General features: G+C 65.2%; 17 protein-coding genes and 1 tRNA gene. 14 read left to right on the plus strand and 4 right to left on the minus strand.

The annotated features are described in order from the left end of the window. Positions 1–33 precede the first annotated feature (33 nt). The gene (locus ASF09_RS15690) at positions 34–1,227 is read right to left on the minus strand and encodes an acetyl-CoA C-acyltransferase (protein WP_443025029.1); all 1,194 of its coding nucleotides are present in this window, start codon (positions 1,225–1,227) and stop codon (positions 34–36) included. 88 nt (positions 1,228–1,315) lie between these two features. Here ASF09_RS15690 and ASF09_RS15695 point away from each other — a divergent pair, with 88 nt between their 5' ends. The 9 genes from ASF09_RS15695 (at position 1,316) to ASF09_RS15735 (ending at position 15,644) form a co-directional block, all read left to right on the plus strand. Next, positions 1,316–1,567 (plus strand): hypothetical protein, encoded by a 252-nt coding sequence (locus ASF09_RS15695; protein ID WP_165886453.1) that lies wholly within the window; start codon positions 1,316–1,318, stop codon positions 1,565–1,567. Beyond that, positions 1,560–2,315, plus strand: coding sequence for a prepilin peptidase (locus ASF09_RS15700; RefSeq protein WP_060527044.1), 756 nt, complete (start codon positions 1,560–1,562; stop codon positions 2,313–2,315). The genes ASF09_RS15695 and ASF09_RS15700 overlap by 8 nt, the downstream gene beginning before the upstream one ends. Next, positions 2,312–2,758 carry a hypothetical protein gene (locus ASF09_RS15705; protein ID WP_060527045.1) on the plus strand — a complete coding sequence of 149 codons (447 nt, stop codon included), beginning with the start codon at positions 2,312–2,314 and terminating at the stop codon, positions 2,756–2,758. The genes ASF09_RS15700 and ASF09_RS15705 overlap by 4 nt, the downstream gene beginning before the upstream one ends. Positions 2,759–2,852: 94 nt before the next feature. Further along, positions 2,853–5,087: an autotransporter assembly complex protein TamA gene (locus tag ASF09_RS15710; protein WP_060527046.1), complete on the plus strand. Its 2,235-nt coding sequence runs from the start codon at positions 2,853–2,855 to the stop codon at positions 5,085–5,087. Then, entirely contained in the window at positions 5,087–9,355 is a 4,269-nt protein-coding gene (locus tag ASF09_RS15715; protein ID WP_060527047.1) for a translocation/assembly module TamB domain-containing protein, read from the plus strand. The genes ASF09_RS15710 and ASF09_RS15715 overlap by 1 nt, the downstream gene beginning before the upstream one ends. Before the next feature lie 69 nt (positions 9,356–9,424). After that, positions 9,425–10,900 (plus strand): flavin-containing monooxygenase, encoded by a 1,476-nt coding sequence (locus ASF09_RS15720; RefSeq protein ID WP_060527048.1) that lies wholly within the window; start codon positions 9,425–9,427, stop codon positions 10,898–10,900. 457 nt (positions 10,901–11,357) lie between these two features. Next, positions 11,358–12,710 carry an EAL domain-containing protein gene (locus ASF09_RS15725; protein WP_082444330.1) on the plus strand — a complete coding sequence of 451 codons (1,353 nt, stop codon included), beginning with the start codon at positions 11,358–11,360 and terminating at the stop codon, positions 12,708–12,710. A gap of 32 nt (positions 12,711–12,742) precedes the next feature. Continuing rightward, on the plus strand, positions 12,743–15,187 hold the full coding sequence (locus ASF09_RS15730; RefSeq protein ID WP_156359395.1) for a tetratricopeptide repeat-containing sensor histidine kinase: 2,445 nt from the start codon (positions 12,743–12,745) through the stop codon (positions 15,185–15,187). Between the two features lie 64 nt (positions 15,188–15,251). Continuing rightward, complete coding sequence (locus ASF09_RS15735) at positions 15,252–15,644, plus strand: response regulator (RefSeq protein ID WP_056050637.1); 393 nt, start codon at positions 15,252–15,254, stop codon at positions 15,642–15,644. Here the strand turns inward: ASF09_RS15735 and ASF09_RS15740 are convergent. Then, entirely contained in the window at positions 15,641–16,477 is an 837-nt protein-coding gene (locus ASF09_RS15740) for a class I SAM-dependent methyltransferase (protein ID WP_082444346.1), read from the minus strand. The genes ASF09_RS15735 and ASF09_RS15740 overlap by 4 nt on opposite strands. An 89-nt stretch (positions 16,478–16,566) precedes the next feature. On the opposite strand from ASF09_RS15740, the gene ASF09_RS15745 reads away from it, so the two are divergent. The 4 genes from ASF09_RS15745 to ASF09_RS15760 all read left to right on the plus strand — a co-directional run bounded on the left by ASF09_RS15745 (position 16,567) and on the right by ASF09_RS15760 (position 18,869). After that, positions 16,567–17,286, plus strand: coding sequence for a ComF family protein (locus tag ASF09_RS15745; RefSeq protein ID WP_060527051.1), 720 nt, complete (start codon positions 16,567–16,569; stop codon positions 17,284–17,286). Positions 17,287–17,359: 73 nt separating this feature from the next. After that, a complete protein-coding gene (gene grxC / locus ASF09_RS15750) occupies positions 17,360–17,614 on the plus strand; it encodes a glutaredoxin 3 (RefSeq protein WP_060527052.1) in 255 nt (84 codons plus the stop codon). Beyond that, positions 17,614–18,441: a carbon-nitrogen hydrolase family protein gene (locus ASF09_RS15755; protein WP_060527053.1), complete on the plus strand. Its 828-nt coding sequence runs from the start codon at positions 17,614–17,616 to the stop codon at positions 18,439–18,441. Before grxC ends, ASF09_RS15755 begins: the two co-directional genes overlap by 1 nt. Continuing rightward, positions 18,438–18,869 carry a DUF1178 family protein gene (locus tag ASF09_RS15760; protein WP_060527054.1) on the plus strand — a complete coding sequence of 144 codons (432 nt, stop codon included), beginning with the start codon at positions 18,438–18,440 and terminating at the stop codon, positions 18,867–18,869. Before ASF09_RS15755 ends, ASF09_RS15760 begins: the two co-directional genes overlap by 4 nt. A 22-nt stretch (positions 18,870–18,891) precedes the next feature. Here the strand turns inward: ASF09_RS15760 and ASF09_RS15765 are convergent. Continuing rightward, positions 18,892–18,981: transfer RNA gene (locus ASF09_RS15765), tRNA-Ser, on the minus strand. A 120-nt stretch (positions 18,982–19,101) separates the two neighbouring features. Between ASF09_RS15765 and ASF09_RS15770 the strand changes: the two genes are divergently transcribed. Then, on the plus strand, positions 19,102–19,365 hold the full coding sequence (locus ASF09_RS15770; protein ID WP_060527055.1) for a hypothetical protein: 264 nt from the start codon (positions 19,102–19,104) through the stop codon (positions 19,363–19,365). A 7-nt stretch (positions 19,366–19,372) separates the two neighbouring features. Here the strand turns inward: ASF09_RS15770 and ASF09_RS20440 are convergent, their stop codons facing one another. After that, a complete protein-coding gene (locus ASF09_RS20440) occupies positions 19,373–19,528 on the minus strand; it encodes a hypothetical protein (RefSeq protein ID WP_156359396.1) in 156 nt (51 codons plus the stop codon). Between the last annotated feature and the right edge of the window lie 294 nt (positions 19,529–19,822).

Below are 19,822 nucleotides of genomic sequence, written 5' to 3' on the forward strand. Positions count from 1 at the left end.
CCCTCCCTTTCAGGGAGGGGGGAAGTCAGCGGATCAGTTCATCAATTCCACCGCCATCGCGGTAGCCTCGCCGCCGCCGATGCAGAGCGACGCTAGCCCGCGCTTCTGCCCGGTCGTCTCCAGCGCCGACAGCAACGTCGCCACGATCCGCGCACCGCTCGCCCCGATCGGGTGACCGAGCGCACACGCGCCGCCGTGGATGTTCACCTTGTCGTGCGGCAGGCCAAGGTCGCGCATCGCGATCATCGCGACGACGGCGAAGGCTTCGTTGACCTCGAACAGGTCGATGTCCGACGCCGACCAGCCGGCCTTCTCCATCGCCTTGCGCATCGCGAACACCGGCGCGGTCGTGAACAGGGCCGGAGCATGGGCATGTGCGGCGTGCGCCACGACGCGCGCGATCGGCGTGATGCCGAGCCGCTCCGCAACGCTTGCGCGGGTCATCACCAAGGCCGCAGCGCCGTCGGAGATCGACGAGGCGTTGGCGGCGGTGATCGTGCCGTCCTTCGAGAAGGCGGGCTTCAGCGTCGGAATCTTGGCGACGTCGCCCTTGGCCGGCTGTTCGTCGAGCGAGACCGTCGTGGTGCCTTTGCGACCGGCAATATCAACCGAAACGATCTCGCGGTCGAACGCGCCGGACTTCTGCGCGGCTTGCGCCCGGTGCAGCGACTCGATCGCGTAGTCGTCCATCTGCTTGCGCGTGAACTGGTATTCGTGCGCGGTGTCCTCGGCGAAATTGCCCATCAGCTTGCCAGGTTCGTACGCGTCCTCGAGCCCGTCGAGATACATGTGGTCGTACATCCGGTCATGGCCGATCCGCGCGCCGCCGCGGTGGCTTTTCGAGAGATACGGCGCGTTGGTCATGCTCTCCATGCCGCCCGCGACGAGGAGGTCGACCGAGCCCGCCGCCAGTGCATCCGCGGCAAGGATCGCCGCCTGCATCCCCGATCCGCACATCTTGTTGACCGTCGTCGCCTCGACGTGATCGCCAAGCCCGGCGTTGATCGCCGCCTGTCGTGCCGGCGCCTGGCCAAGCCCGGCGGGAAGCACGCAGCCCATGTAGATCCGCTCGATCTCCGCGGCCGACACGCCCGAGCGCTCGACCGCACCGCGCACCGCGTCGGCGCCAAGCTGCGTCGCGGTCGCGCCGGCGAGCGCGCCCTGGAACGATCCCATCGGCGTGCGCGCGTAGGACAGGATGACGATGGGATCTCGATCGGCGGCCACTGCACTCTCCATATATTCTTCTGCCCCCGTATCTGGGGTTGATGTGCGGCAATACAAAGCACCGCGGGATGCGCCTAGACCTCCCGTCATGGAAACACTCATCGCGACGCTCAAATGGTGTGCAGCAGGGTCGGGGGTGATCGCCGCCTTCATGGTATCGCTCGACTTCGGGCGGCGCGTGACGGGGTGGGGTTTCGTGCTGTTCGTCGGCTCTTCGATCGCGTGGCTGAGCGGTGCGGCCTTGACCGGGGACTGGGCGCTGGGCACGCAGAACATCGTGTTGTTCGGGATCAACCTCCTCGGCGTGTATCGCTACCTCGTGCGGAAAACGGGTGTCTGAGGCTGCGTTCTGGGCGGTGTTGCTGGGGGTGCTCGGCGCGATCATCGGCAGCTTCGTCGCGGCACTGGTGACGCGCTGGCCCGACGGGCGATCGGTGATGCAGGGGCGATCGGTGTGCGATGGCTGCGAGCGGACTCTTCGCGCGATCGAACTGGTACCGCTGCTGAGCGCGCTCGTCCTGCGCGGCCGGTGCAAAGGGTGCGGCGTCGCGATCAGTCCGGTGCATTGGCGGATCGAGCTGGCAGGGTTGGCGATAGGCCTAGCTGCGGGGATCGTTGCGCCGGGGACGGTCGGCATCGCCAGCGCGGTGTTCGGATGGCTGTTGCTCGCGCTGGCAAGCCTCGACCTCGTCGCGTTCTGGCTGCCTGATCGGCTGACGATCCTGCTGGCTGCGACCGGGCTCGTCGGCGCCGCGCTCGGTATCGACCCGCCGCTCATTGAGAGGCTGATCGGCGGTCTCACCGGGTTCGGCACGCTGTGGTTGGTCGCGTTCGGCTATCGACGCATACGTGGCCGCGACGGCATGGGCGGCGGCGACCCCAAGCTGTTCGGCGCGATCGGGCTTTGGCTCGGGTGGCAGATGTTGCCCGCCGTCCTGCTTATCGCGAGCATGATCGGGCTCGGCGTCGTCCTCGCCGCACACCTCAAGGGGCGTAGCATGGCGGCGGACACCGCGCTCCCGTTCGGCGCGTTGCTGGCGATCGCGGCTTATCCCGCGTGGCTGTTCATGATAGGCCTGACGTCATGATCTCGCTCGCTCTCATGCTCGCGCTGCAGGCCGCGGCCCCGTCTGCTGCGGCCAATCCGGGGGCGAATCCTGGTCCGGGTCCCCTCGGTGCGATCGGCACGCAGAAGCTCCCCGCCAAAGGATGCGCCGCGTATCTCTGGAGCATGGACACCGGCCGGCAGCTCGTCGCGATGGCGACCGCCGACCCCGCGCAGATCCGCCTGGCGATCGACGGCAAGACCACTGACTACGCGATGACGACGCAGTCGCCCGCGATCGGCTTCGGCTTTGGCGGCGTGACTCAGTATCGCGGCGGCGATGTGACCGCGACGCTCGACATGGCGGTCGCCGTCCGCGCCGACATCTCGGCGGGGGCGACCGTGACGTCAGCGACGCTACGGATCGACCGCCCCGGACGCGATACGATCGTCATGCCGGTCGGTGGCCTAATCGGCTGTGTCTGAGGTTAATTTTTGTGAAACCAAGCCGTCCTATGTGCGTTACGTGGACGAAGATGGGGGTGAATCGAGCACGATCGCTGCCTGCAAAGGGGATCGTGTGACAGCTTCTAATCGCCGGCATCATTGGCTCGCTCTGGCGTTGGTAGCGTCGACTACAGGTTTTACCGGGGGATTTGCGGGTCTCGCTTCCGCACAGCTTGCCAAGCCGGGCACCGCTCCGGCCAAGGGCCCCGACGCGCCCAAGCCGAGCGATCAGCCGCAATCGAACGACCCGCGTTCCGACGCGCCGATTGTGCCCGACGCCGAGTTCGACAGCGCGCTGCCGCCGTTGAGCGGTGACCTGAACGCGCCGTTGGAAGCGATGGCGCCGCTGCCCGCTCCGACAACCCAGGCCCCCGCCCAGACACGCGCCCAGGCACCTGCGACGCCCGCCACCGCAACGACCCCCGCGACCACGCTGGCCGGCGACGTGCTGCCCCCGACCGGCCCCAGCGATCCGCAACTCGCGCAACCGCTGACGCCGCTGTCGAGCTTTGACACGACCCCGCTCCAGACCGCGGCGGATATAAAGGACAAGGACGCGCCCGAGATCCGCTACGAGACCGCGACCAAGGGGCTCGACAAGGCGGGCGACGGGCTCGAAGGCGAATACAAGGCACTGTCCGCGCTCGCCGAGGGCAAGGGCAAGGCGGCGAACGCCACGCAGGTCGCAGCGCGCGCGCGTGAGGACGAGGCGCTGGCCGTGCGGCTGCTGAAGTCGCTCGGCTATTATGATGCGACCGCGATCTCGACGATCGAAACGATCCCCGACGCCGACAAGACCAAGCCCGCGCGGCTGAAGGCGACGGTCAGCGCGCAACCCGGCCGGCTCTATTCGCTGTCGTCGATCACCGTGAAGGCGGACGCGACGACCCCGCCCGATCTCGTCCGTACGCAATTGCCGCTGAAGGTCGGCGATCCGATCGAGGCGGCACGGATTCAGGGCGCGGAGGCGAATGTCAGCCTGACGCTGCCGCAGCAGGGCTATCCGTTCGTCAAGATCGGCGAGCGCGACATCCTGCTCGACGACCAGACCCCGACCGGCGCGTACACGCTGCCCGTCGATACCGGCCCGCGTTCGTCGTTCGGGCAGCTTCGCACCGAAGGCGATCCGGTCTTCAACCTCGAGCATCTGAACCTGTTCCCGCGGTTCAAGTCGGGGGAACTCTACGACAACCGGATGACCGACGACCTGCGCGATGCGCTGGTCGCGACGTCGCTGTTCTCGACGGTGTCGGTCGAGCCGGTCCGCACCGGCACGATCAACCCCGACGGCACCGAGCAGGTCGACCTGCTGGTGCGCCAGAGCGAGGGCAAGCCGCGGTCGCTCGGCGGCAATGTCGGGTTCTCGACGGGGCAGGGCTTCCGCGCGGAAGGCACGTGGCAGCACCGCAACCTGTTCCCGTATGAAGGCGCGCTGATCGCGTCGGTGATTGCCGGTACGCAGGAGCAGGGTCTGGCGGGCACGTTCCGCCGCGCCAACGCGGGCAAGCGCGACAAGACGTTCAGCCTGACCGCGGGCGCGAACCATTCGAATTACGACGCCTATGACGCGTTCACGACCAGCGTCGGCGTTCGCTGGAGCTACGATTCCACGCCGATCTGGCAGAAGCCGCTGACATATTATTACGGTGGCGAACTCGTCGGCACGAACGAGAGCGTCTACGACTTTACGCAAGGCAAGGACGTCCGCCGCACCTACGGCATCGTCGCGCTGCCCGGTCAGGTGAAGTTCGATCGCTCGGACAGTCTGCTCAACCCGACCAAGGGCTATCGCCTCACGCTCAACCTCAGCCCCGAGACCTCGGTGCAGGGGTCGGTCAAGCCGTACGTCCGCACGATGATTGAGGGGACGTTCTACTATCCCGTCTCCAGCAGCATCGTCATCGCGGGCCGTGCCAAGGCGGGCTCGATCCAAGGCGTCGATCGCGACGATCTCGCCCCCTCGCGGCGCTATTACGGCGGCGGCGGCGGTTCGGTGCGCGGCTACGGGTATCAGCGGCTCGGGCCGTTCGATCCCAACGGCAACCCGGTCGGCGGCCGCTCGCTCAACGAATTCGCGTTGGAGGCTCGCTACCGGTTCGGCGATTACGGCATCGTGCCGTTCATCGACGCGGGCAACAGCTATGAGAGCAGCACGCCGAACCTGTCGTCCCTGCGCTACGGCGCGGGTATCGGCGGGCGCTTCTACACCAGCTTCGGCCCGATGCGGTTCGACGTCGCGACCCCGCTGAACCCCCGCAAGGGTGACGGCAAGGTCGCCCTCTACATCTCGATCGGGCAGGCATTCTGATGGCCGAAAACGGCACCCCACCTGTTGAACAGGGCCCTGCTGAGCGGGACCAGTTCGAGCAGACCGAGACGGTCATCGTCGAACGTCGCCCGCTATGGCAGCGCATCTTGAAATGGCTCGCGATCCTGGCTGTCGGCCTCGTCGCGCTCGTCCTGATCGTGCTGTTCGGGATCAACACCGATCCTGGCCGGCGTCTCGTCGCGGACCAGATCGGCGGCTACACCACCGCGTCCGGCCTCAACATCAAGGTCGGCCGGATCGATGGCTCGATCTACGGCGCGATGACGCTCAGCGACGTGCGCGTGTCCGACCCCAAGGGCGTCTTCCTGACCAGCCCGAAGCTCGCCGTCGACTGGCGTCCGTTCGCGTTCGCCAAGAACCATGTCGATGTGCGTTCGCTGACCACGCCGCTGGTCACGCTGCAGCGCCGCCCGATACTCAACGCGACGCCGACCGATCCCAACGCGCCGCTGCTGCCCGATCTCGACATCGACGTGAACCGCCTGGTGATCGATCGCTTCCTGATCGCCAAGCCGGTCACCGGCCAGACGCATATCGTCAAGATCGACGGCGCCGTGCACATTGCCGACAAGCGCGCGCAGCTGACCACCAACGCGGCTGCCTTGACCGGCCCCGGCATCGCCGGTGGCGATCGCCTCGTGCTCAAGCTCGACGCGGTGCCCGAGCAGAACAAGCTCGACGTCAACGTGAAGCTGACCGCGCCGGTCGGCGGTGTCGTCTCGACGATGGGGTCGTTCAAGGCGCCGTTGACGGCAAGCGTCGACGGCCGCGGTAGCTGGGCCTCGTGGCAGGGTCGCGCGGTCGCGACTTTGGGCGGCGGACAGTTGGCGAACCTCGGGCTGAGCGCCAAGAACGGTCATATCGAAGTGCGCGGTTCGACGCGTCCCGGCCTGTATCTCGAAGGTCCGGTCGAGCGCCTGACGTCCCCACAGCTCGACGTGGCGATCGATACCACGCTCAACGACCGCAAGGCCGACACGCGGATGACGCTGAAGTCGGACGCGCTGGCGGTCGACGCCGGTGGCCTGATCGATCTCGCCAACAGCCGTTTCGGCAATTTCGCGGTCAACGCGAAGCTGCTGACGCCCGGTGCGATCCTTCCGAACCTGCGTGGTCGTGACGTCACGGCACGCGTCGTGCTCGACGGTGCGTTCGCGACGCCAACGGTCGACTACAAGGTCCGCGCGGCCACGATCGCGTTCGGAGACATGGGCGTCGAGAACCTCTACGCCGAGGGGCTCGCACGCGTGAACTCCGACCGTATCCTGGTGCCGGTCAAGGCGCGTGCACGTCGCGTGACGGGGCTCAATGCCGCGGTCGGCGGGCTCGCGACCAACGTCGCGATCGACGGCGACTTCGCGATCTCGGGCGTGAACGTCCTGTCCGACAACCTCAAGATCCGCTCGGACAAGATCGATGCGACGGCGGTGGTCGTCGCGAACATGGCGACCGGGCGCTACACCGGCGCGCTGAAGGGGCGGATCAACAATTACCGCGTCGACGGGATCGGCATCGTCAACCTGACGACCGATGCGAAGCTGGTGCCGGGACCCAAGGGCGGCTTCGGGATCACCGGCCGCGTCGTCGCGCAGACCTCGCAGATCTTCAACGAAGGCGCGCGCAGTTTCCTCGGCGGCAATGCGATCGTCCGCTCGGACATCGGCTACAGCCCAGAAGGCATCGTCACCTTCCGCAATCTCCGGATGAACGCGCCACAGTTCCGCGTCACGCGTGGCGAAGGCCGGTTCGATCCGGCCACCGGCGCCGTGCTGGTGAACGCCGATGCGTATTCGACCGCCTACGGCCCCTTGTCTGCTCGCGTCACGGGCAGCGCGACGGCTCCTGTCGTCGTCCTGCGCGCACCGCGTCCGGGCGTCGGCGTCGGCCTCGTCAACCTCAACGCGCGGATCGTCGGGCGTGGCGGCGCCTATGCCGTCACCGCGAGCGGCGGTACCAATTACGGGCCGTTCACCGCCGACGTGCTGGTCAAGCCGGGCGCGCAACTCGCGGTCGACGTGCGCCGCGTGGTGTTCGCCGGGATCGTCGGCAGCGGTCGGATCGTCCAGACCGCCGCAGGCCCGTTCGCGGGCGCGCTCCAGTTCGCTGGGCAAGGCCTGTCGGGCAATGTCCGCCTCGCCAACCAGGGCGGCTATCAGCGCGCCGACGTCGCGGCCCGTGCCAACGGCGCGAAGATCCCCGGCATGGTCGACTTCACCATCGGCCGCGCGATCGTCAACGCGACCGCGGTCATGACGCCGACCCCTCAGATCGTCGCCGACGCGCAGATCGCCGACATGCGCTACGGCGCAATCGTGCTCTCGGCGGCACGCGCGAAGGTGAACTACGTCGGCGGCAACGGCACCGCGCAAGCGCTGCTGACCGGCTCCAACGGCGTCCCCTTCCGCCTAGCGGTCAACGCCAAACTCACCCCGAACACCTACCTCGTAGCCGCCCAAGGCCAGGCGAACGGCATCGACTTCCGCACCGTCAATCCGGCGCGCATCCAGGCGGTGAAGGGCGAGTATCGCCTGTCGCCGACCCGGATCGACTTCGGTGGCGCAGGCGGTGGCTCGGCGCGTCTCGCCGGCAGCTATGGCCGCGGCACGAACGCGCAGGTCCGGCTCGATCGCCTCGACCTGTCGACGCTCTCCGCTCTGGTCCCGAACCTCGGCATCGGCGGCAAGGCGACCGGCAGCCTCGACTTCGCTCAAACAAACTCGGCCGCACTGCCAACCACGGACGCGCGCGTGACGGTCACCAACTTCACCCGCTCGGGTCTCGCCGCCGTCTCCGAACCCGTCGACATCGTGTTTGCCGGGACACTCGGCGGCGAGGGTGCGACTGGCCGCGCGCTGGTCCGTCGCGGGACGTCGGTGATCGGCCGCATGGTCGCCAACCTTCGGCCGCTTCCGGCGGGCAATGGCTCCTGGAGCACGCGCCTGATGGCCGCGCCGCTGTCGGGCGGGATCCGTTATAATGGCCCGTCCGCGGTGCTGTTCAGCTTTGCGGCGATCCCGAACCAGCAATTGTCGGGGCCGATCGCGGTCGCTGCCGACTTCTCCGGGCGCCTGTCCGCACCGCAGCTCAACGGCGTCGTCCGGGCCGACAACCTGACCTACGACAACGAGACCTATGGCACGCGTCTGTCGCAGATGCGGATCGCCGGGCGGTTCTCGAACACCGACCTGCAACTGACGCAGCTGACCGCAAAGGCCGGCGACGGTACCGTGCAGGCGCAGGGCAAAATCGGGTTCGCTGCGGATAGCGGTTTCCCGATCGACATCCGCGCGACGCTGAACAATGCGCAGCTCGCCAAGAGCGATGCGATCAGCGCTACGACTACGGGTACGGTTCACCTCACCAACGGACGCGATGGCGGCCTGATCCAGGGCGATCTCCAGATCCCCGAGGCGCGCTACCAGATCATCCGCCAGGGTCAGGCCGAAGTTCCGGAACTGACCGGTGTGCGTCGCAAGAGCGACATCCGTACGGCGGTCTCGACCGATCGCTCGGACGTGCCTGCGATCGGCAAGTTCAAGCTCGACCTTCGCGTCCGTGCGCCGAACCAGCTGTTCGTCTCGGGCATGGGCCTCGAATCCGAATGGGAGATGGACATGCACATCGGCGGCACGTCCGCCGCGCCGATCGTCACCGGCGGCATGGACGTGGTCCGCGGCACGTATTCGTTCTCGGGCAAGCGGTTCGAGGTGAACAAGGGCCAGATCCGCTTCCGCGGCGGTGCGCTGACCGACCCGGATATCAACATCCAGGCGACCACTACGACCAGCGACATCACCGTCGTCATCAACGTCACCGGGACCGGCCAGAAGCCGCAGATCGCGTTCACGTCGACCCCGGTCCTGCCGCAGGACGAAGTGCTCAGCCGCCTGCTGTTCGGGTCGAGCCCGGCCAATCTGTCGGCGACCGAGGCGATCCAGCTGGCGTCCGCACTGAACTCGCTGCGCGGGTCGGGCGGCGGTGGCCTGAACCCGCTCGGCAAGCTCCGCTCGGCGACCGGGTTCGACCGGTTGCGCGTGCTCGGCGCCGATCAGGCGACCGGGCGTGGCACCAGCCTCGCGGCGGGCAAGTACATCACGAAGAACATTTATGTGGAGATCGTGACCGACGCGAAGGGCTTCACATCGACGCAGCTCGAGATTGCGCTGACCAAGGCGCTGAGCCTCTTGTCGGCCGCGGGATCGAGCGGCGGGCAGAGTGCGAGCGTCAAATATACGAAGGACTATTGAGTAAAGATCACAACAGGATAGGTTCGGTTCTGAAACCTACGGCGTAACGCCGGGGCGGGAGGATGCAGTATGACCGAACATGTCGACGTGATCGTGGTGGGCGCCGGCATTTCGGGGATCGGCACCGGCTACCACCTGCAGACGCGTTGTCCCGATCGCAGCTACGTTATCCTCGAGGGCCGGCAGTCGATGGGCGGGACGTGGGACCTGTTCCGCTATCCCGGCATCCGCTCCGACTCGGACATGCACACGCTGGGGTTCGCCTTCCACCCCTGGACCGCGGCCAAGTCGATCGCCGACGGCCCGTCGATCCGCGCCTATGTCGAGGACACGGCGCGGGAATACGGCATCGACCGCAAGATCCGTTACGGCCATCACGTCAAGTCGGCGGCGTGGTCGACCGAGGACGCCCGCTGGACCGTCGAGGCGACCGGCCCCGACGGTGCGCGTGTGCATCTGACCTGCAACTTCCTCTCGATGTGCGCGGGCTATTACAATTACGACAAGGCCTATTCGCCAGAGTTCGAGGGCGCGGACAGCTTTGCCGGGCAGATCGTCCACCCGCAATTCTGGCCCGAGGACCTCGACTATAGCGGCAAGCGAGTCGTCGTGATCGGCAGCGGCGCGACTGCTGTGACCTTGGTGCCGACGATGGCGAAGACTACGGCGCACGTGACGATGCTCCAGCGCTCGCCGACCTACATCGTCGCGCGGCCGGGCGAGGATGGCGTGGCGAACTGGCTGCGCGGGAAACTGCCGTCCAAGGCTGCGTACGGCATCACGCGGTGGAAGAACGTGCTGATGGGGATGGTCTTCTATCGCCTCGCGCGGAAGAAGCCGGACAAGGTGAAGGAGCGGATGATCGGCATGGTCCGCGATCAGCTCGGCCCCGACTACGACGTCGCGACACATTTCACCCCGCGCTACAACCCGTGGGACCAGCGCGTCTGCCTGGTGCCCGACGGCGACCTGTTCACCGCGATCAACGCCGGCACAGCCTCGATCGTCACCGACACGATCGCGCGGATCACGCCCGAGGGTATCCACCTCGATTCGGGGAAGGACCTGCCCGCCGACGTGATCGTAACTGCGACGGGCCTCGAACTTCAATTGATGAGCGGGGTCGCGTTCAGCCTCGACGGCAAGCCGATCGAACTCGCCGGACGGCTGCAATATAAGGGGATGATGTTCGATGGCGTACCGAACCTGTCCTCGACCTTCGGCTACACCAACGCGTCGTGGACGCTGAAGGCCGATCTGACCGCGGTGTACGTCTGCCGCTTGCTCAACACGATGAAGAAACGTGGGTTGCGGCAAGCGACGCCGAGCAACGACGATCCCAGCATGAAGCAGGAGGCGTTCCTGGATTTCACCTCGGGCTATGTGCAGCGCGCTGCTGCGGCTCTGCCGGTTCAAGGCGCACGCAAGCCGTGGAAGCTGAACCAGAATTACGCGCTGGATCTGCTGGCGTTGAAGTTCGGCTCGGTCGACGATTCGATGAGGTTCTCGAACCCGGCGACGCTTCATCCGCTACATGTTACGTGACTCCGGCCTAACCGTCGATTCGGCTGGTGAACGAGCGCCGTTCTGCAATGTAGGGATTAGAAACCGGAATTGGTGCAACTTGCAGCCAATGAGGTTTTATTTGAAGTAACGTTAGAAGCTTTGATCAAAAGCGCGTTTGGACACCCCTGATCAAAACTCGTTAGTCATTGACTAATAACGGTTAAATGTCGGTCCGGAAACCTAACGCGCCAACTGGTAGCGAATCTGTATCCGGACCGACGAACGTTATTCACCAAGGCTTGATGGTGTTACCGAGTAGAAAGACAATGAAATTCAGCATGTTTATGCTCCCTTATGGGCACCGTTACCGGTGCTCGCACAACATATCACTAATGCGACGTTAAACAATCATCTTTATAGTCTGTTAACCATACATTATGCGTGTGTGTCGTTTGCGGTTAAGGGTATGTTTAGGGCTCGCCGATAGCACGACGGGATGAGCGAACATCCGTACTCGCAGATCGAGTGCAGCCCGACGCAAACAGATGCGCGGCTGGTCGATTCGGTTTTGCTCGGCGAACTTCGGCAGGACGGGATCTGCGATCGGGCGCTGAACGGTTGGCGTTTCCTGATCCTGGCAGAAATCGCGAACTTTGCGACGCTGCGGCGCCACCTCGGCAAAGCCCGTTCGGAGACATTGATCGTCGATTTCGGCGCGCGGGTGCGCGAAGCTCTTCCGGACGCCCGCATCGTTGCGGTCGGTCGCGAAATCCTGGAAATCGCGTTCGAGAGCGGGGCGCGGCTTGCGCTCGATGTCGCGATCGCCGCGCTGGAAGGCGCGTTCGAACGTCCATTCGATATCGATGGCGAGACCCACGATATCCAGGCACGCCTCGGTGGTGCCGCGGCCGCGCCGCATCGCGACGAGGTTCACCTGATCGAGGCAGCGGAACAGGCTTTGGCGGAGGCGCGTATCGAGCGCACCCCGGTCGCGCTCGACGTGGCCGGAAGCACGGAGGCGATCGATCGGGCTCAACTCGTCCGGGACTTGCCCGTCGCGATCGAAAACGAAGAGCTTTTTCTCCAGTATCAACCGAAGGTGCACCTCCGGCGGCAGCAGATTACGAGCGTGGAAGCCCTTGTCCGTTGGAACCATCCGACCCGCGGACTGGTGTTGCCGAGCGACTTCATTCCATTGGCTGAAGAAACCCACGATATCGTCGCGCTGACCCTGTGGACGATCCGTCGATCGATCGAGGATCAGAAGATATTGTCGCGGGCCGGGCACGATCTGCGGGTGTTCATCAATATCTCCGGTGTGCTTCTGGCAGACGCGTGGTTCGTCAGGCAGGCGTGCGCGTTGGTCGAGCAGAGCGGTGCTGAACTCGGGTTCGAGATCACCGAAACGTCGGTCATTCGCGATCCCGAAAGCGCGATCGCGAACCTCAAGGTCTTTGCCGAGATCGGCATCGTCATCGCGATCGACGATTACGGGGCGGGGTTGTCTTCACTGGCGTATCTCAAGCAGTTGCCGGCCCGAGAACTGAAGATCGACAAGCTTTTCGTGACGCAATTGACAAGTTCGAACCGCGACCCGCTGATCGTTCGCTCGACCATCGATCTCGCGCATGCGCTGGAAATGGAAGTCGTCGCGGAAGGCGTCGAGACGCCTGCGGCGATGGCGCTCCTGTCAGTGATGGGGTGCGACATGATCCAGGGATTCCTGATCAGTCGTCCGATCAATATCGATGCGCTGATCCACTTTCTCGACGATGGTAAGGCGCTGGCGCTGGCGACCGACGTCCGGGCGCCATTCAATCGACTGGCAACCGTGTGGAAGCGCGCCTGACCCACGCTCTAGTCCGATTTTTCGCTACGTTCGTGGCGCCGCTGGTGTTGCTGATGAACGCCGCATCCGCGACGGCGTCACCGCTTGCGCGCGTGACGACGAGCAGCAAAAATTACGAAACGGCGGTCGCGGCAGCGAAGGAGGCGATGCTGACCGATCCGACGGAGGCGCTGACCAAGGCAATCGACGCCGAACGTCTCGGCGCACGCATCCCGCAAGCCGATCGCCGCGACATCGCGCTGGCAACTGCGCTGTGGCTGCAGGGGGAAGCATATTTACGGACAAACAAAACAGATTTGGCGGAGGCCGCCGTAAGGAGTGCTATCGCCGAGGTAGTGCGGCGCGAACCGAGGTCGAAGTTGCATGCTGACCTTCTTCTCTCGCTTGGGTGGGTAGACAGCAATCGAGGTCAGGCGGGCAACGCGTTGCGGGACTATCAGCGGGCGTTCGAACTATATCGGTATCTCGACGATCTGCGGGGGCAGTCGCGCGCTCTGGTGTTTATCGCATCGCTCTACGACCAAGCCCAAGAGCAGCAGACGGCGCTCAAATATTATCAGCAGGCATTGGATATCTACGGGATCGATATCAGTCTTTCACTCGCCATTCATAATAACCGGGCGCTCTCCCTGGCTCAGATGCGCCGTTATCCGCAAGCACGCGACGAGCTGGCGCAGGCACTGGCGATGGCCAAAAAGCTTGGAAGCCGCAATCTCATCGAAGAGATCTATATCAATACCGCGCGCATCCAACTGGAGATTGGAAATTTCGCGCGGGCGGACCAAGCGCTAAGAATGGCGCGCAAGGCCGCTGATTCGCTCGACGCGGGGCTACGCAGCCGGCTGTTCGCTACCGAAGCACAGGCTGCATTGCAGCACGGCGATATCGCTTCGGCACATGAGTTGATCGCTGCGGCATTGTCCGGGATCGATTCGAAGACCACCGATATGTCATACAGGGATGTCCATCAGACGGCCTATGACGTCAGCAGAAAAAGCGGCGACGCGTCGAGCGCCTTGGTTCAGCTTCAGGCGATCAAGCGACTGGATGATGATGCCACCAAACTGGCAACCAGCACCAAGACCGCTTTGATGGCGGCACGGTTCGACTTCGCGAATCAGGAACTGAAGATCAGTCAACTCAAGGCCAGAGAGCTTAAACGCAGCATCGCGTTCGAGCGCGCGCGCGCGCAGACTCAGCGCTACGTGTTTCTGGGGACATCGGCCGCGGTGGCGGTGCTGATCGCGATGCTGGCGGTCGGGCTGGTCACGATCCGCCGCAGCCGCGACCGCGTGCGGGCGGCGAACGACGACCTCGCCGTGACCAATGATGCGCTCGGCAAAGCGCTTGCCGCCAAGACCGAGTTCCTGGCGACCACGAGCCACGAGATACGGACGCCGCTCAACGGTATCCTCGGCATGACGCAGGTGATGCTCGCGGATCGGGCGCTCGGGTCCGGGATCCGAGACCGCCTCGACATCGTCCACGGCGCGGGTGTCAGGATGCGCGCCTTAGTCGACGACATTCTCGACGTGGCCAAGATGGAGACGGGCAATTTGACGATCGAGTCCGCGCCGTTCGATCTTCGAGCCACGGTGATCGACGCGACCCGGATGTGGGACGAGCAGGCCCGTGCCAAGGGATTGTCGTTCGTGGTCGACCTGGACGACTGCCCGGACATGATCGTGGGCGATGCCGCGCGCGTCCGACAGATCGTGTTCAACCTGTTGTCGAACGCGCTCAAGTTCACGACGTCGGGCGCAGTGGTGCTGACGATCGACGTCGCTACGGATGACCGTCTCCGCATTGCCGTCACGGATTCGGGTATCGGCATCTCGCCGGGCAAGTTCGAGGAGATATTCGAGTCGTTCAAACAGGCCGATGCGGGCACGACGCGGCAATTCGGCGGGACCGGGCTTGGTCTCTCGATCTGCCGCAGCCTGGCGCGTGCGATGGGCGGCGATGTGTCGGTCGGCAGCGCGATCGGTCGTGGCGCGACGTTCACGTTGACGCTCCCGTTGATCCGCGCCGAACCTATCGCGATCACCGAACGCGGCGCTGTGGAGGGAACGGTAACGCTGGTACTCGATCGCAACCCGATCACCCGCAGCATGTTCACGACGTTGCTCGCGCCGCGTTGTGGTCTGGTCGGGTGCGCGACGTCGGTCGACGAAGCCATCGCACGACTTGATCTGGGCAATGTCGCGCGCGTGCTCATCGATGACGCGACGCTACGAGGGCAGGGCGATCATATTTCAGCACTGACCCGGATCGCCTACGCAGCCGCATCGGCATGTGTCGAAACGACGCTGCTCTGGCCCGTTTCGGCTGATCGGGAACGCGAGGAATTGCTCGCGACAGGGATCACGCGCGTCGTGGCAAAGCCGGTCAGCGGGGCCGATCTTATCGCGGCAGTTTTACATGGATCAGTTTTGAAAAACCACTCAATTCCTGACCTTGTATCTCACGCTGCATGACGCGTAGACGTAGCGGCATGACGGTCCTTTCGCCTCCTTTCAAACGCCCCTCGCGACCTACCTCGTGAACGTCCTTTTCATCGAAGACGACCGGATGAACCGGCGTGTTGTCAAAGACATGCTCGACGTCGCCGGGGCGACGATGGTCGAAGCGGAAAGCGCCGAAATCGGCTTGAAGATCCTCGATGACGACGAGTTCGCGATCGTGCTGGTCGATCTGCGAATGCCCGGCATGGATGGGATAACCGCGATTCGGCATATCCGCGCCCGAGGTGATGCGAAGGCGGTCGTGCCGATCATCGTCGTCACCGCGGATATCGCGCCCGACCTGCGCCAGCGATGCCTTGCCGCGGGAGCGGACGACGTGATCTTCAAGCCGGTCGCGATGGATGCGCTGTTCGAGGCGATGGGACGCATCCTAGCGCGCGCCGCGGAGGGCGACGGGCTGATCGCCTAGCGTTTGAGCGCGTCGCCCAGCGATGCCGTCGCGCTGCCGCGTTTCGCGGGCTTGGGTTGCGAGGGATCGGGCGACCAGCCGGTCAGGAAGACGATCTGGAACGTCTCCCGCGTTCTTCCCGTATCGTCGGCAGCATTTGCAAATGCTGCGAACGTCCGGGCGAGCACGTCGCGTGTCAGGGGCTGGCGTTGCGCGAGCATATTGTTCGCCGCCATGCCACGCAGGTCGGCGAACACGCGGCTCAGATCGGCATAGCGAACATCGAGCGTCTCGACGTCGGCGACCGGCAACGCGAAGCCGGCGCGCATCAGCAGGTCCCCTGCCGACCGCACGTCGATCTGCGGATGGAGGCGCGCGGCGGGGCGTTCGCTCTCGCCGGTCCGCAGTGCCGCGCGCAAGGCGTGCAGGCTGCCCGCGCCGACGAACGCGCCGAGAAACAGCCCGTCGGGACGCAGCACGCGTCGGATGAGAGCAAGCGCGCCGGGCAGGTCGTTGACCTGGTCGAGCACGCCGGCGCTGACCACCAGATCGAACGACGCGTCGGCGAACGGCAGGCGATCCTCGTCGGCCTGTACCCCGCCGGTCCGTGCGGCAAACGCGAAGCCCGCGTCGCACCGCACCACGCGGGCGCCCGGCGGCGGCGAGAATGCGCCATCGAAACACCCTAGGTCGAGGATGTCGGTAAACGGGCGGGTGACCGCGTCAAGCCGCTCGGCGATTCCGTCGAGCATCGTCTCGCGAAGAAATGCATGATCGGCATAATCGGGTGCGGCGCGGTCGCGACGCAGGCGACGCGCGGCGCGGTCGAAGATTTCGGGAGGGCTGTCTGACACGACCGCGCTTGTGCCGTGGTCGGGCTTCCACGACAAGGTCTGCCAGGGGAGCCAGACAGGAGCGGGCTTCAAGGCGGGGAAGATACGGCATGACCGGACCGTTTCGCCGGATCATCGGCCTCGCGTTACCGCCGCGCTGTGGCGGCTGCGGGACGCCCGTCGCCGAGGATCACCGGTTCTGCGCGACCTGCTGGAGCAGCCTGCGGTTTCTCGGGCCGCCCTGGTGCGTGGCGTGCAACCGCCCGTTTGCCTTCGATCGCGGCGAGGACGTCGTCTGCGCGCCATGCCTCGCCGAGCCGCCTCGGCATGCCGGTGTCCGCGCCGCGGTCGCCTACGGACCCATCGCGAGCAGCCTCGTGCTGCGGCTCAAATATGGCGGCCGGATCGCCTTTGCCGAGACGATGGCGCGGCATATGCATCGCCTGATGCCCGATGATGCCGACCTGCTGGTGCCGGTGCCGCTGCATCGATGGCGGATCTGGTCGCGCGGGTTCAATCAGGCGGCGCTGATCGCCCGATCGGTGGCGGCATTATCCGGCGTCACCCACGATCTCGACGTACTCGTTCGGGCGCGGCGGACGCTCGTACTGCGGGGACTGGGAGGGAAAGCGCGCGTGAAGGCGGTCGCGGGTGCATTCGCTGTTTGTACGCCCGAGCGGGTTCGGGGACGGTCGGTCGTGCTCGTCGACGACGTGTATACCAGCGGCGCGACCACGGACGGCTGCACGCGCGTCTTGCTCAAGGCGGGCGCGCGATCCGTCACGATATTGTGCTGGGCGCGCGTGCTGTCTCCGACGGCAAGCGATTGATCCACGCCGAATTGACCGTCCAATTTACCGGCGCCGAGTTGACAGCGCCCGGCGGAAACCACATCTCGGGCGCATGGCAAAAGTAGAAATCTATACCAAGGCGTTCTGCCCGTACTGCACGCGCGCGCTGAAACTTCTCGCCTCGAAGGACGTCGAACCCGAGCAGTTCGACGTGACGATGGGCGGCCCGAAGAAAGCCGAGATGGTCGAGCGCTCGGGCGGTCGCAACACGATGCCGCAGGTCTTTATCGACGGCAAGCATATCGGCGGATCGGACGATCTCGCGGCGCTCGACGCAAAGGGCGGTCTCGACGCTCTGCTGGCCTGATGGCCAGGATCGGCGTTCTGCAGATGACGAGCGGTATCGATCCGGTCGTCAATGCGGCGACGCTGGTCGATGCGATCGATAGGGCGGCGGCCGAGGGCGCCGCGATGCTGTTCACGCCCGAAATGTCCGGCCTGATCGACCGCGATCGGGTCCGGGCGGGCGCTTCGATCGTGAGCGAGGCCGAGGACCCTGTGCTCGCAGCGGTTTGCGCCGCTGCTGCCGATGCGGGTATCTGGGTGCATCTGGGCTCGTTGGCGGTTCGCCGCTCCGATGGCAGGCTCGCCAATCGCGGGTTCGTGATCGACCATACCGGCGCGATCCGAGTGCGTTACGACAAGCTGCATATGTTCGACGTCGATCTGCCGACAGGTGAGAGCTGGCGCGAATCCGCCGCCTATGTCGCGGGCGACACCGCGACCGTGATCGACACGCCCGTCGGGATGGTCGGTCCATCGATCTGCTACGATCTTCGGTTCGCCGATCTGTACCGCGCTTTGAGCGACGCCGGTGCTACTATATTGTCCGTCCCCGCCGCCTTCACGCGGCCGACTGGCGCGGCGCACTGGCACATCCTGCTGTGCGCCCGCGCGATCGAGGCGGGGGCGTTCGTCGTTGCTGCGGCGCAGACCGGCGAGCATGCCGACGGACGCACGACCTACGGCCAATCGCTGGTCATCGATCCTTGGGGCGATGTCCTGCTCGACATGGGTGACGCGGCTGGATTGGGTTTTGCCGAGATCGATGTCGACCGACTGCGCGACGTCCGATCGCGCATCCCGGCGATCGCGCACCGTCGTGCCATCCCGCCCGTCATGGTCGTGCGGTGATCGTCTTCGATCTGAAGTGCGGCGGCGGGCATGTGTTCGAGGCGTGGTTCGGCTCGAGCGGTACGTATGAAGCGCAACGCGAGGCTGGGCAGGTCCGCTGTCCGATCTGCGACGATGGCACGGTGACCAAGGCGCTGATGGCGCCTGCAATTTCTGCAAAGGGCAACAGCAAGGCCGATGCACCCGGCCCCGCCGCGATCAAGTCCGCCTTGGCTATGCTGGCGAAACATCAAGCCAAGGCGCTGGAATCGTCGCAATGGGTCGGTACCGCCTTTGCCGATCGTGCCCGCGCAATGCATCTGGGCGAGGAGAAACACGTCACTATCCACGGCCAAGCCAGCATTGCCGAAGCCAAGGCTCTTGCCGAGGAGGGTGTTCTGATCGCCGCGCTGCCGTTGCCGATCGTTCCGCCGGACCGCACCAACTGATCGTTCGTCGGTGACCCTGGACTGGCGGACGGGGTGGGATTCGAACCCACGGTAGAGTTGCCCCTACGACGGTTTTCAAGACCGTTGCCTTAAACCACTCGGCCACCCGTCCGGGATACGCGTGTATCGGCGGGCGTCTAAGCGGTGGGGCGCCGGTTCGCAACCATTTCGAGTCGAGGCAGGGCATCGGTGCCGGATTGCGTTTCGGCCGTTCAGGCTACAGGAGCCGATCATGGATCTCGACGCGGTTTTACGACATTTCTTCGGTACGGCCGATATCGACACGCTGGACCCGGCTGCGATCGACCAGGGGCGGGAGAAGGTCGCCATCGCGTTCGGAACCGAGCGCGAACCCGGCAGGCGCTTCGCCTTGTGGGCGGTGTTGCGTTCGACCGGCGATGCGCCGGACCCGCGCGATGCGTTCGAGGATCTGCGCGAGCGACGCGCGGCCGCGATGTACGCGTCCGCGATCGCCGTCGCGGACCGATACGACTAGATCCGGGTCAGGCGGCGCGGCGATCCTGCAATGCGCGATCGATCCGGCAGATGAGTTCGGCGATTGGGGGCATGTCGACGGGACGACTCCGATGACCTTGCTCACCGAGAGTGCCGCGCATGCGCTTGCCGACCAGCGTGAAGACGTCCTGTTTGCTTGCCATCGATCTCGTCCTATCCGATCATGCGATCATACCGGCCAAGCGTTAACCGATGGTTGGGATGCGTTTTACGATTGCGTAACTGTTTGAACTGCGGCGGACGGCGGCGCGCAACACTCGCGCGTGTGCGACGTTCTCTGTTCGTGACCGGTGCGCTTCTGCAGCCGGATGATCCGGGATCAATCCACTGACGCAATATCCATCAGGCTGGTCCGTCCTCGAAGCCGTCCGCCACCTCGCGGCGTCGTGGGATCAGCAGAATACGCACGAAGATTTCCCCGCAGAACGGCTCCATGC

It is taken from the genome of Sphingomonas sp. Leaf242 (assembly GCF_001422045.1).
GTDB lineage: Bacteria > Pseudomonadota > Alphaproteobacteria > Sphingomonadales > Sphingomonadaceae > Sphingomonas.